Raw genomic sequence first — 13558 nt, forward strand, 5'->3', positions numbered from 1 at the left:
ATATACTTTGATTTCAAGAACTAGTTTTTTTCTCATCCTTGTTTTTTTTCAATGCGTGCTATTCGAGCCAAAATTGAAGACCGTGCCGGATGCCTATGTTCGTGAGGAAGTCATGAATGAGGAACAGAAAAACGCAGTGAAGGTTTTAAAACAAAAAATTGTCGCACTAAATACGGAAATCACTGCATTAAAAAAAGTGAGTGAGGTCAATGCACAGACACTCAAAATCGCCAGAGCGAAGATTATCCGTCACGCGGCCACTCGGGATCTCCTTTCTGAAAAGGAAAAACTTTCACTCATTAAAGACGATAGTGTAAACGCAAAACGTTACTTAGACGAATCACAAACTGCCGATTTAGAAAAGGCAAAAGAAGAAACTCGCCTACAGGCCTGGACACAGAAGCAAACAGAAGATACTGCATTCCTTCAGATGAAGGAAGCCACTCAATCAGAACTCATTGCCGAATTGGAATTAGTACGAGCAGAAATCGCTGTAAAATACCAAGAGTTTCAAGGCAAAACTTCTAAGGATCCAGACTTCGTTGAAAAACAGAAATACGATCTACAATACAATACGAGAAAGGCCGAGACCCGAAAGAAAACAGCTGATTGGGAACGTATCAAAAATAATGCCACGAAATTACCTAAAGTGAATCTAGAAGACACTTACTTAGACGAAACAAAATAAATATGAAACGAATCAAACTTACGATTATCCTTTTACTGCCTACCGTCTTGTTTGCGGATTGGGTTTATTTTCCCATTGAATACAACCAACTTTATAAAGAAAAGTATGCTCTGGAATTGCAGCTGCAAGATTTGAAACGACAATACCAGAATGATCTTTCTAAACTTGAAGATGAAAATAAGCGCATAGGCTCTCAAATTCAAAATCTTTCGGAAGACTTAGAACTTGAAAAAAGAAATCGCAAAGACGATAAAGATAATTATGCAGATAAGATTCGCGATTATGAAATGCGACTCCGTGGATTGGAAAAAAAAGGAACCGAAAAAGAGAAAGATATTTTAGAAGATGCACGTCGTAGAGAGGACAAAGATCGTAAAGAAATAGATGCATTAAGAAAAAAACTTGAAGAACAAGAGAAACATTGCCTTCAAAATGAACAAAAACTTCGCGAAAGTTATGATGGAAAGATTGCAGATCTAAATGAAAGGATACGCAACCTAGAGAATGAAATTTCCAATCTGAAGCAGATGAATAAAAATCAAAAACGCGAATTGGAAAGACTTTCGGACCAAGCTAAGGAGCTCGAAGAAAAGCTTTCAAAAGAAATCCTAAGCGGAGAAATACGAGTCAAACGATTCCATAATAAATTGATCATCAATATAGATGACCGCCTTTCCTTTGATAGTGGGTCGGCTGAACTAAAACCGGCCATTCTCCCTGCGATAGACAAAATCAAAGAAATCCTCGCCTCATATCCAGAAAATTATATTTCTGTGGAAGGACATACGGATAATGTGCCGATCAAAACCAAGTTCCGAAACAATTGGCAATTGTCTACAGAACGTGCACTTGCGGTACTTGAACACCTTCTTTCCAATAAAAATCTCAACCCAAAAAATTTTTCAGCTGCTGGTTATAGCGAATACCAACCGATCGTTCCGAATACATCGAAGGAAAATAAAGGCTTAAATCGCAGAGTGGATATCGTTGTCATACCTCGAGCTGTGAGCACAACGTCAGGCACAGAACCATGAGCGAAGCCTTCGAACTCCATAACGCAAAGGACAGAAAAAGAAAAAAACTTCTCCTCTTTCTTGCAATCTCGGGTTTTCTCTCTGTTCTCATCTTTGTCATAGAATGGATTGGATCCGAAGAATCTGGCAGTTTGGCACTTTTTGCGGATGCGGGGCATATCGCCACAGACATCTTTGCACATCTCATTTCTTTTCTTGCCATTGTTTTTTCAGCAAAAAAATCCAATGAAAAATTTCCATTTGGGTATCATCGAATTGAAGTGTTGGCTGCCCTCGCCAACAGTTTGTTACTTGTTGGCATTGCGCTTTTTATTTTATGGGAAAGTTATTTGAGAATGCTCGGTTCTGATCCCATACATGTAGAAACCATGCTCAAATATTCGCTCGCGGGTCTTGTCATCAATCTAATCTCCGTAGGCCTCCTCTTTGGCGTGAGTAAAGAAAGTTTGAATTTGAGATCAACCTACCTTCATGTTTTGAGCGACTTATTGGGGACAATTGCTGTTGTTGTCGGTGCCATTGTGATTCACAATACGAATCTTTTCATGATTGATAGTATCCTTAGCATTCTGATTGGACTTTTTATCTTACGTTCTTCCTACGCAATCTTAAAAGAAAGCATTGAGATTTTACTCGAAGCATTTCCACACGATTTTGATTCCGAACACTTTCTTGGCCACATCAAAGGCTTTACTGAGATTCAGTCCATCAACTCCTTTAAGGTTAGGAAATTGACCTCCGGTGTCTTCACCATTGAGATACAATTGGTTGTGAACGAGAAAACAGACCGTGATGCGCTGACTTTTGAGATTCATAAAATTGCGAAATCTCATTTTGGCATTCCGTATATCTTTGTAGAAGTGCTTTCTGAAAAAACGTTTGCATCGATTTCGAAACTTTCTCTATTAGAAAAGGAAGATCCTCATTTACACCATGGCCATAGCCATGGGCATCACCATCACTGATCCTTTATTTTTCTAGATTTTCTATGTATGAGAAATTTTGTAAAAAGATCTTCCCATAAAAATATCGCCAGATCAGGATCTCTGGTTGGCAAAGAGGTAACATCATTTAGTTGGAAGTAGACAGCAAGCTCAGACAGTAAAGAATCAATCGGAAAAGGAAATGCCTCTTCCAATACTTGAAGATAATTTTTTGCCACTAAGTCCTTGGCGGTCGTATCCCGCCATTTTCTGAGTGCTGTCCACTTCTCCTCTAACGGTGGATGTTTTATAAAAGCGCGCAGTCCTTCTACATAACCTAAAAGCAATGAGACTAGACTAAAAAGCTCTTTTAGGCGAAGTTCGATACCTAGCTTGCTGTAATCTTCACAAACAAGATCCTGTTTCTTTAAAGGCAAATCAACCGCCGATATTTTATTATGTGAAACAAAATGTAAAAAGGGTGTGATGATGGACTCTCTTTTTAAGTGGTTTGCAGATAATTCCAAGTCAATGAAATACACTTCATATTTATGATTTCTAGGTACTACCCAAAGAACGCCATTAGCGCTGCCTCCATTTGTGATAAAAGATTTTGTACCGTTTAATTTGAAATCTTTTCCTAAATTCGATTTTAACTTCTTAAGAGTGCCCTCCCATCCGGGTTCAGAAACTCCTGTCGCTAATATGTAGTTACCTCGAATCACTTTCTCTTTTAATTCAAGAGCCTTCTCCGTATCCGAATGCAAAAGTATTCCGACAGCCACATTGACTTCTACCATAAGTGCCAGAGCCAAATTCATTCCTCTGGGATAACTCGCGATCTCCTGCAAATCTATCTGAAATTTTAAATATCTACTTGGGTTTTCCGCTAACTCGTCTGCTTGCGGAAAAATATGATTGGCACATAACTTTGGTTTCAGGAAATGATAAAGACTTCCATCTTCAAAAGTTGAATCCTGATCTTGAAAATAGGAAAGGAGTGAATCTTGTATCTCTTTCACTTTTTTTTCTTTTTGGCGGTTGCTTTCTGATCCAAAACTTTTTCCTCTGCCAAAATTTTCTTTAGATACTGACCTGTAAAAGAATCCTTTACTTCAGCTACTTCTTCTGGAGTTCCTTTGGCGATGACCCTACCACCTCCATCTCCACCTTCGGGACCTATGTCTATGAGATAGTCCGCGGCCTTAATAACATCTAAGTTATGTTCAATGATGACCATTGAATTTCCTTTTTCTACCAAGACCTGTAATACTTGTAATAATTTTTCAATATCGTCGAAATGAAGGCCTGTGGTAGGTTCATCCAAAATGTATAAAGTTTTTCCTGTAGGACGTTTCGAAAGTTCAGTCGAGAGTTTGATCCTTTGTGCCTCACCGCCCGAAAATGTCGTTGCCGCCTGTCCAAGTTTGATATAACCAAGTCCTACATCCATAAGTGTTTCTAGCTTTCGCTTGAGAGAAGGTATCATTTCGAAAAACACGACTGCTTCCTCGACTGTCATCGCCAAAACATCTGAAATATTTTTACCTTTGTATTTTACTTCGAGCGTCTCTCGATTGTATCTTTTGCCTTTACAAACTTCGCATTCTACATAGATGTCTGGTAAAAAGTGCATTTCAATCTTTAATATCCCGTCACCTTCACATTTCTCACACCTACCACCAGCCACATTAAAACTAAATCTACCAGGTCCATAGCCTCTAACCTTGGCATCTTCCAATCCGCTAAAAAGATCTCTTACGAAGGTAAACAAACCAGTGTATGTTGCAGGATTCGAACGTGGGGTCCTACCGATAGCTGATTGGTCGATATTGATCACTTTATCTAAATGTTCCTTTCCCAATATCTTCTTGTGTTTTCCAGGAATGAGCTTGGAACCTTGGATGGAATTTGCCAGTTCTTTGTATAAGATTTCGTTGATGAGCGTTGATTTCCCAGAACCAGATACACCTGTGATGACAGTCATGGTCCCAAGTGGAAGAGTCACATCCACGTTCTTTAGATTGTTATGCGTAGCTCCAATAATTTGTAAGTTTTTCCCGTTCCCGGCTCTTCGCGTTTCTGGCATAAAGATTCGCTTTGCTCCAGAGAGATATTTCCCTGTCACAGACTTCGGATTTTTTTTAATTTCGGTGGGAGTGCCAAAAGCAACGATTTCGCCGCCATGAACCCCAGCTCCTGGGCCCATATCGATGATATAATCAGCCTCTTCCATTGTTTCTTTATCATGTTCGACAACAAGCACCGTGTTTCCTAGATTGCGAAGTCCTTTGAGTGTCGTGACGAGTTTCGAATTGTCTCTTTGGTGGAGACCAATCGAAGGTTCATCTAATATGTACAGGACTCCCATCAAACGAGATCCAATTTGCGTAGCCAGGCGTATCCGCTGCATTTCACCTCCTGAAAGAGTACCAGCAGACCTACTTAGATTCAAATAACCAACCCCTACATCATTTAGAAAATTTAATCTTTGTAATATTTCCTTGAGAATGGGCTTACTGATGATCTCATCTGCTCCGGTCCATTTGGAGGACTTTGTAAAATCAAGGGCTTTTGAAATGCTGTAACCTGTATATTCATCAATCCCAATCTGGTTTACCTTGACTGCGAGAGCTTCTGGTCTCAATCTTTTTCCCTTACAAACATCACAATCGTGATTGGTCATAAAAGTTTCGTACCATTGCCGCATGGAATCCGATTTGGTTTCCTTATAACGTCTTTTAAGATTGGGAATCACACCTTCAAAATTTTTAGAGAACTCATAATGAGAATTGGCACCACGAAAGTCATAATCAATCTGTATTGACTCGTCTCCATGCAAGATCACATCTTTAATTTTTCTTGGTAAATCTTTCCACGGAGTGTTTAGATTGAATTTTAATTTCTTAGAGATAGCGGTGACCGTTGCCATATACCAATAACTATTTGATTTAGCACCTCCCCACGCTTCGATGCAACCATCAGCAAGGGAACTTTCTTCATCACTTACAAATAAATTTTCGTCAAACTCGAGTATGGCGCCGAGTCCATCGCAGTTTTCGCAAGCGCCAAAGGGTGAGTTAAAAGAAAACAATCTTGGAGTGAGTTCGGGAATTGATACGTTATCACACTTAGGACAGGACAATTTTTGAGAATAGAGATGATCTTTTTCTCCGTCTTCAACGATAAGAATCCCCTCACCTGTTTTCAGTGCAGTTTCCACCGAATCGGCAAGTCTCGATTGAATTCCACTTTTCATCACGATGCGATCGACGACTATATCGATGTTTGCTTTAAAATTTTTCTTTAAGGGGATCTCATCTTCAAGGGAGTAAATCTCTCCATTGACTCGAACTCTGTTGAAACCTTCTTTTTTATATCTTTCGAGTACTTCTTTATGTTCTCCCTTTTTGCCTTGGATGACGGGAGCCAAAATCTGAAGCTTTGTGCCTTCGGGAAATAAGTGAATGCGATCCGTGATTTGGTCTACTGAAAGAGATGTAATCGCTGTCCCGCATTTTGGACAATGCGGTTTACCAACTCTTGCATATAATAGTCGCAAATAATCATAAATTTCCGTTACGGTTCCGACCGTTGAACGAGGGTTTCTGTGAGTTGTTTTCTGTTCTATCGAAATCGCTGGAGATAACCCTTCAATCAGGTCTACCTCAGGCTTTTCCATTTGTCCAAGAAACTGTCTCGCATAACTTGATAAAGATTCTACATAGCGGCGTTGCCCTTCTGCGTAAATCGTATCGAATGCCAGGCTTGATTTCCCGGAACCCGAAAGTCCTGTTATCACAACCAGTTTATCTCTGGGTATGTCTATATTGATATTCTTGAGATTATGCTCACGGGCGCCGCGAATGCGAATGAAAGATTCCACAACTTACACGATGTTTTCCTCTTTCATTCTGAAAAGAATTTTAAGAGATGGGAAAGAGAGGATCTTACCTTTGTTGCGCATTCTATTTCAGATCATTTTTTTACCATTTCGCCTCCTATACTATTTTTACCTACGTCTAAGGGCAGTTTCCCTTCGAAAAAAAACGATTTTGCACTGGGAATTTCCCTCCTATTTCGAAACATCCAATAAATCCTTTCTTGTTAGAAAGTTCCAAGGAAAGGCGGGCTCTGTGAGTCGGCTCGAGTTTCTTTTGAGCCTTCGCGCATTGCGAAAACCAACGCCGTTGCGGGTAGTAAAGATCTACCTCCCACCTCTCGAATGGTCTTTGGGAGATGTATGGGAAGTAGCAGAAGAACTTAAAATCTTAAGAAAAGTGCACCGGTTAGAAATCCACGGTTTCGCCAAAGAAGGTAGCCTTGGCACTCTCCTCCTCCTCTCGACTTGTTCTGAGGTTTTTGTCAATCGAGATGCCGAATTCCAAGTGATGTTACCTTCCGCAGAACCAACCTTTTACGGAGGATTTCTAAAGCATTGGGGTGTCGAGGTAGAATCCTATGCGAGTGGGCCTTTCAAATCCTTTGCGGAAAGTTTTACTCGTACAAGTTTCACAAAGGAAGCGAGATCCAATATTCAGTCTCTCATAGATGCCTTGCAGACACAAATTTTGGATGCCTTAATCGGGGAACGCGGGATCAAAAAAGATTTTTTTTACTCACCCATTTTGACTAGTAAAAAGTTGATCGAAGCCGGATTTGCAAAATCGGAAATGACCGAAGATGAGTTTTTCAGCAAGGACGATGCCAGTGCTGAACCAGATGCCATCGAACTTTTTGAAAAACGAAGAGAGTTTCGTATTTTTTCAAAACGAAGACCGCTAATTTCCATTGTTCCGTTAGCTGGCGGTATCAGTGGAGGAAAATATGCTGGCAAAGATAGAGAGATGGGTAGCATTGAAGCTTATGCCAACATCGCACTTTTAAAAGAAATTAGCGAAGATAAATCAGTGAAGGCTGTCATCTTAGAAATCAACTCACCTGGTGGATCCGCATTTCACTCAGAACTGCTCTACCAAGAAATTAAAAAATTAAGGGAAGTTAAACCTGTCTTAGCTTTTTTTAAAGATACCGCAGCAAGCGGTGGTTACTACATCGGTTCCGCAGCTGAATCGATTACAGCACTCCCGATCTGCATCACAGGCTCTATCGGTGCGGTTATGATACGGGCTAATTTAAAAAAATTATATACCAAAGCGAAACTCACAAAAGAAAACATTGGTTTCTATCCTTTCCGAGATATCCTTTCTGAATACACACCCTTAAAAAAGGAATCGATCAAATATCTAACCAGTGAAATCAAACGGGTAGAAGGTCAATTTTACGAGCGCGTAAAAGAAGGCAGAAACATGACAGACTCGGATCTTAAGTTACTCGGCAGCGGACGGGTCTATTTGCCAAGTACGGAAACGAAGGTCGTAGATAAAATAGGTGGACTGCTGGATACGATCGATCTTTTACAGAGTCGTTTCCCCAAGGATCGTTTTCTCTTTAGCTATGAATTGCCAGAATATAATTTTCGTTCTGAAATTCCACTTCTGGGGCGATTTGCAAAGGTACAGATTCCCGAACCGATGCGGCAAATTTTAGATTTATTGGAACTGGATTGGTCGGGAAAAATCCTCTATCTTCTACCTTTCCAGATTTCAAAATAAAGTCAATTTTTGCTCTCTGCCTTGGACAGTCTGTTCATGAGCGCCTCAAAATCTTCATCTGCTATTGGCTCCTGACAATAGCAGAAAGTTCTCCCTGCTTTGTCTGCATCAGTGAAAAAAGAATATAAAAACTTCATATACTCTCTATTATTTGCAACATTCTTATCGAAACTTCTTTTCGAATCAATGTGAAATCCGATAAAAGCCGAAACATCGTCATTTTGTTTCACTTCCCAAAGGGATCGAAACTCCTTTTCGTTTAAGACCATGACCTTTGCCTCCGGAGAATAGTGGCGATACTTCGTACCTGGGCTTCTCACGACTTTTTCTGTTTGTAGATCCGAAACGTCAGTTAACATGGGTAATACGCCAGCTAAATCCTTCTTCGAGATCTGACCTGGTCTCAATAGTATTGGAATCTCACGGGATAAATCGACCACAGTTGATTCGATTCCTATCACAGGTTCTGTAGATTGTAAAATTCCATCCACTTTGCCCATAAAATAAGTGATTACGTCGCTCTCTCTCGTATAGGAAGGCTTCCCTGAGGGGTTGGCAGAGGGCGCAGAGATCGGAACACCCGCGGCTCTAATTAGATCTAGGCATCCTGTGTGAGAAGGGATGCGAACAGCTAATGTATCCAATCCCAAAGTAAAAATGGATTCTGATTTTTTACGCAAAACAAGTGTCAGTGGACCTGGCGAAAAGTGATTCAGTAAGCGGATGGCGACATCCGACAGAAAACAATACTCCTCAATTTGTTCCAAAGAATCAAAATGAGCAATGAGTGGATTGTCTAAGGGGCGATTTTTTATCTGATAGATTCTTCTGCAGGCTTCGAAATTGGTGCTATCGGCTCCAATTCCATACACAGTCTCGGTTGGAAAGACGACAATCCCACCCTTTGCAAGGATACGACCAAGAATGGCAGTATCATCCGTAACAAGGGTGGAGTCCATAAAAACGTTAGAGCTGTTTTTTAGACGTTTTGTCTTTTGTTTTGGAGAGTTTCACTGGTTCATCTACAGGAGGTTTCGGAGTCGGATTCATCATTTCATTGAGTTCCTCTTCGGATACTTTTGCAACTGGCGGAACTTTGCCCTGTACAAGAAGGCTTAAGTAATCATTGATCTCTGGATCATTATCTGTAACAAGTTGCCAAAAAGAAAAACCGCCTAAATCATATTTGCGCAGTAGGTTCATTTTTTCTTCAAAAGCCTTTCGGTTCATGTAAAATGCTACACGGTCGCAACCACCACTCGAATACCATAATGATGGGTCTTCGTAGGCTCTGTTTTTATGTATGTCGCTGAACTTGGAAAGATTTCTCCAATTCGCAACTTTGTTTTCTTGCGCAATGATTTGATTGATATCCGTTGGTTGGTGTTTTTTATGGGCACCTGCGCGTATCCTTTGAGCGTCAGAATGATAGACTGCTTTTGCGGAGGCTTTGCAATTGAGTGCCCAGTCATAACCATAAGTAGGAATCGCCATATAAAGCTTCGCCGTCGGAACTCTTTTTTTAGCATACGCGATGATATCTTTGAGCCACACATTAGGTGCTTGAGGTCCAGGTCCTGGATTATGATATTTTCTTGGGTGCAGTTCGTACGCCATGATTTTTACTCGATCGGCATGTTTGGCTAAAAATGCATAATCATGAGTCGTCGGTCCTCTCCAATTTTCCCTAAAATCCAGAACAATCGGTTTTGATAAGCCACGACATGCAAGTTCTTTCCCTTTTTTTTCACTTGGAGTTTTTGGGTGCACGGCCACAGAAATCAGTCTACCTTTCTTGTGAATTTCCTTAGCAAGAAGCGCAAAAAATTCTTCAAATTTTTCTTTTTTATCGCAGCTCATGCCTTCATAATCGATGTCAATTCCATCATAACCGTAAGTCATCACTTCATTCACGATGATTTGGATGTGTTTGTCACGGATGTCAGTCCTGCCTCCCATCCCGATATCCTCTTGGATTTTTTCTTTGGGATTTTCCCAGCGAAAGATGGTCGGGATGATTTTTACCTTTGGATTGAGAGCCCGAAGCTCGGCTACTCGTTCTTTTCTTGCTGTTTGCGACCAAGTAGAGATCAGTTCGCCGTTGTTAGAGAGCCCGCCACGCAACGTGTAGATGAAAGGATGGATTTCATTATAGAGATGAACGGTTTTTTTCATCGCCGTCCAGTCAGTGGACCAGGCGGAGGCACGAAAGGAAACGGCCTCATCGGCTACAAATTCCGGTGCTGCGATCGAATCTTCCATCACAGATTTGGCTTCTTCCTTCGGAGAAGTCTCCTCTGTTTTTTCAGGAATTTTCATTTCAGGTGTTTCTGAGGTGACTGCTTCTACCGTTTGTCCAACGGAAGAGGAAACATTTTTTAAGGAAACGACTTCACCGTCTTTTCCCATAAGATTCATTCCTAAATAAAAGGAAAATGCAGACAAAAAAACCCAGGAGGCAAAGAGAAAGGTATACTTTGTACCCGCAGATAGACTCTTTTTGGGACTTGGGGTTGAATTTGGATCAGGTTGTATTTCGGACATAAATTTGTTCTTACTTATTCTATCGTGTATTTAAAAAAAAGAGTAGAGAAGAAAATCAATCTACAGTTTCAATCTTTGTGTATCCATGTTTTTTAATTCGTCTTTCCCTCCTAGTCTAAAAAATAATACCAAACTTTGACATAAAAATAACATATGAATCACTTAAACCAAAAACCGGTCATCTTGTATGCAGTTCTTTTAAGCCTATTTCTTACCTTTCTGCTCATGGCAGAACTTACCGGTAGTAAATTATTTTCTGCCTTTGGCTTCACTATGACGATGGGTGTGATTCCCTTTCCTATCACCTTCATCATCACAGATCTGTTAAATGAATATTTTGGAAGAAAAGTTGTTAGAGCGACCACACTTCTCGGTATGCTCATGATCGCCCTTGCCTATGTCTTGATCGTCATTGACATACAAATCCCCGCAGGTCCAAACTCACCCATTGACGATCATTCCTTCAATACGGTTTTTGCAAATTCAGGACTTGTGATTATAGGCTCCATCATAGCGTATCTGATTGGGCAATTCATCGACATACAAGTGTTTCACTACCTCCGCAAGAAAACCGCTGGCAAACATATTTGGTTACGAGCGACTGGCTCGACCATTTTATCGCAATTGATTGATTCCTATGTTGTTATTTTCATTGTATTGTGGAGCTCACACACTCCAAGCTCGATGGTCGAAATTTCAAATACCAATTTCCTTTACAAACTAGCCGTCGCGATTCTGATCACTCCTCTTCTCTATGCCGTCCACATTTATATTGATAGATACTTGGGAGAAAATCTAAAGTCAGAAATGATGAAAACAGCCATGGAAGAAAAAGGTCTCGAACCAACGATTCAAGCAGGTTAAAATGGAAAAGCCGAGAAAAGCCGATTTAATCAGCATCTTAGGTTCTCAATTTGTAAATATGGGACACAGGGGAATCAGAGGTCTTGCCCCTGAAAATACGTTAGCCTCCTTTCGAATGGCACATTCTGCCACACGTTTTTTTGAACTCGATACCATGTTATGTGGAACGGGTGAACTAGTCGTCATTCACGATGAAACCATTGATAGGACCACCACTGGCAAAGGACAAGTCTCAGAACTCTCCCTGACCGAAATTCAAAGCTTTGATGCAGGGTCTTTTTTTTCCAAAAACTTTCAAAAGGAAAAAATACCCACATTACGAGAAGTCTTCACGGAACTGCCCGAAAACTCCTTCTTTGATGTTGAAGTCAAGTCCTTCGGTTTTGAAGCGGATAGGCTCAGATTGGCAAAGGCTTTAGTCGCTCTGATCGATGAATTACAGATGGAATCTCGAGTTTTTATCTCTTCCTTTGACGCCTATCTTTTGCAGAAAGTTAAATTAGAGAATCCTAAACTGTTACGTGGTCAGTTGTTAGATATGACTTGGGATAAAAAGGAATGGAATTTATCGCAGCCCGACCTTATTTTACCAAACTTTAAATCAATCACAAAACACTGGTTGGATGACCTAAAAGCCAATCAGTATCTCATTATCCCCTACACAGTCAATGAGGAGAAGGATTGGGAGCATTTGATAAAACTCGGAGTGGACGGCCTCATTACAGACCGTCCAGATTTATTAAAAAAATACTTAGAAAATGTTTCCCCTTAAAAGGAGACTCCACCAGAAAAAACAAGTTCTAAAAATCCAAAGTTTTGAGAAGCGCGATTCGAGCCACCCGATGTGTAGATATCAAATAGATCGATATAGCCACCTTTTCCACCTAACTCTATGAAGTAGGTTCTTGTAAAATCATAGCGAGTAGCAACATAGCCTGACACGCCATAACCGGAAAGGTGGAAGTTATTGTTCTGTCCTTTTCCCATAACACGGACGTCACTCCGACAAACAACGGCGCCACCTCCAATAGATGATAACAAGCTGATCCCACTCTGCCCGTCGGAGGCAGTCCATAAAGGCGTAGCCCATCCCAAATCAGCAAAAAGAAAATTCAGACCGTCTGTATGCTCAAATTTTAAAATATCGGGTGTCAATGCTATCGTTTGCTCACCGCCATGGTAGCCAGCCATCTCTTGGAGATGGTTCGGAAATAAATAAATAAAAACAAGCGCTTCGACAGAAGGTGCCAGAAGATTTTTTTGCAATACCAAAGGATCAATGTAGCCAGAGTAGTTTACTGTTTGGCCTTGGGTAACAACGTACTTCATGTGATCTTGGCCAAAATTTACAAAGATATGGTCTGTAAAAAAATAAGTAAATTTGAAATTATATTGGGGAATCTCAAATTTGGAAGGGTTTAAATAGACTTCTGGCTTAAACGATTCTGGTTTGTCTTTTGCATCCACCGATTTTAGCGTATAACGGTAACCAGGTCCTCGAAAATTGATATCACTTTGTGTATAGGAGGATCGATTGTAGCCCCATTGAAAATTCCATCTACCCTTCCTGTCATTGACAGTCAATGGCTGTTCCAATTTGTTCGCTGATTCTTCGCCATGTAAATTGAAAAAAAAGGGTAAATAGGTTAACGATACTAAAATAAATAGATATTTCATCAATGCGTGCAAATTGTCACCATCCCCTCGTTTTTTCCAGATTCTGAATTTCCACTTTCTAAGAATACATTAATTTCGGCCGCGTTTGAAATTTCGATTCTCTCAATCCTTTTTTTGATAGAACCAGATACGATTCCCCCAGGGATCAAGATAGGATACATAGGCTTCTGCAGAGGTGCTTCCTTCTAGTGTAAAAAAACTATCATTGTTTTC

General features: G+C 40.4%; 10 protein-coding genes and 1 pseudogene. 6 read left to right on the forward strand and 5 right to left on the reverse strand.

Features of this window, described 5'->3' with window-relative positions; genetic code table 11:
• Nucleotides 1–82: 82 nt before the first annotated feature.
• The 3 genes from EHQ58_RS00080 to EHQ58_RS00090 are packed head-to-tail and all read left to right on the forward strand — an operon-like array spanning nucleotide 83 to nucleotide 2687.
• Nucleotides 83–688 carry a hypothetical protein gene (locus EHQ58_RS00080; RefSeq protein WP_246046985.1) on the forward strand — a complete coding sequence of 202 codons (606 nt, stop codon included), beginning with the start codon at nucleotides 83–85 and terminating at the stop codon, nucleotides 686–688.
• Nucleotides 689–690: 2 nt separating this feature from the next.
• Nucleotides 691–1722 (forward strand): OmpA family protein, encoded by a 1032-nt coding sequence (locus EHQ58_RS00085; RefSeq protein WP_135621302.1) that lies wholly within the window; start codon nucleotides 691–693, stop codon nucleotides 1720–1722.
• The gene (locus tag EHQ58_RS00090) at nucleotides 1719–2687 is read left to right on the forward strand and encodes a cation diffusion facilitator family transporter (RefSeq protein ID WP_135621303.1); all 969 of its coding nucleotides are present in this window, start codon (nucleotides 1719–1721) and stop codon (nucleotides 2685–2687) included. The genes EHQ58_RS00085 and EHQ58_RS00090 overlap by 4 nt, the downstream gene beginning before the upstream one ends.
• Here EHQ58_RS00090 and EHQ58_RS00095 read toward each other — a convergent pair.
• Nucleotides 2681–3667: an acyl-CoA dehydrogenase family protein gene (locus tag EHQ58_RS00095; protein WP_135621304.1), complete on the reverse strand. Its 987-nt coding sequence runs from the start codon at nucleotides 3665–3667 to the stop codon at nucleotides 2681–2683. The two genes, EHQ58_RS00090 and EHQ58_RS00095, sit on opposite strands and share 7 nt — an antisense overlap.
• Entirely contained in the window at nucleotides 3664–6531 is a 2868-nt protein-coding gene (gene uvrA, locus EHQ58_RS00100) for an excinuclease ABC subunit UvrA (protein WP_135621305.1), read from the reverse strand. The genes EHQ58_RS00095 and uvrA overlap by 4 nt, the downstream gene beginning before the upstream one ends.
• Between uvrA and EHQ58_RS00105 the strand changes: the two genes are divergently transcribed.
• On the forward strand, nucleotides 6518–8260 hold the full coding sequence (locus EHQ58_RS00105; protein ID WP_246046975.1) for a S49 family peptidase: 1743 nt from the start codon (nucleotides 6518–6520) through the stop codon (nucleotides 8258–8260). The genes uvrA and EHQ58_RS00105 overlap by 14 nt on opposite strands.
• Before the next feature lie 2 nt (nucleotides 8261–8262).
• Here EHQ58_RS00105 and EHQ58_RS00110 read toward each other — a convergent pair whose 3' ends face one another.
• Together EHQ58_RS00110 and EHQ58_RS00115 are read right to left on the reverse strand one after the other, a co-directional pair.
• Nucleotides 8263–9219, reverse strand: a complete 957-nt coding sequence (locus EHQ58_RS00110; RefSeq protein ID WP_135621306.1) for an L-threonylcarbamoyladenylate synthase — start codon at nucleotides 9217–9219, stop codon at nucleotides 8263–8265.
• 109 nt (nucleotides 9220–9328) lie between these two features.
• Nucleotides 9329–10804 (reverse strand): annotated as a pseudogene (locus EHQ58_RS00115) (glycosyl hydrolase family 18 protein); the annotation flags it as partial.
• A gap of 153 nt (nucleotides 10805–10957) precedes the next feature.
• On the opposite strand from EHQ58_RS00115, the gene EHQ58_RS00120 reads away from it, so the two are divergent.
• Both EHQ58_RS00120 and EHQ58_RS00125 read left to right on the forward strand, forming a co-directional pair.
• The gene (locus EHQ58_RS00120; protein ID WP_135621308.1) at nucleotides 10958–11668 is read left to right on the forward strand and encodes a queuosine precursor transporter; all 711 of its coding nucleotides are present in this window, start codon (nucleotides 10958–10960) and stop codon (nucleotides 11666–11668) included.
• Between the two features lies 1 nt (nucleotide 11669).
• Complete coding sequence (locus tag EHQ58_RS00125) at nucleotides 11670–12440, forward strand: glycerophosphodiester phosphodiesterase (RefSeq protein ID WP_135621309.1); 771 nt, start codon at nucleotides 11670–11672, stop codon at nucleotides 12438–12440.
• On the opposite strand, the gene EHQ58_RS00130 is transcribed toward EHQ58_RS00125, so the two are convergent.
• Nucleotides 12437–13345 carry a hypothetical protein gene (locus tag EHQ58_RS00130; protein WP_135621310.1) on the reverse strand — a complete coding sequence of 303 codons (909 nt, stop codon included), beginning with the start codon at nucleotides 13343–13345 and terminating at the stop codon, nucleotides 12437–12439. The two genes, EHQ58_RS00125 and EHQ58_RS00130, sit on opposite strands and share 4 nt — an antisense overlap.
• Between the last annotated feature and the right edge of the window lie 213 nt (nucleotides 13346–13558).

The sequence above is a fragment of the Leptospira ognonensis genome, assembly GCF_004770745.1.
Classification (GTDB): Bacteria; Spirochaetota; Leptospiria; order Leptospirales; family Leptospiraceae; genus Leptospira_A; species Leptospira_A ognonensis.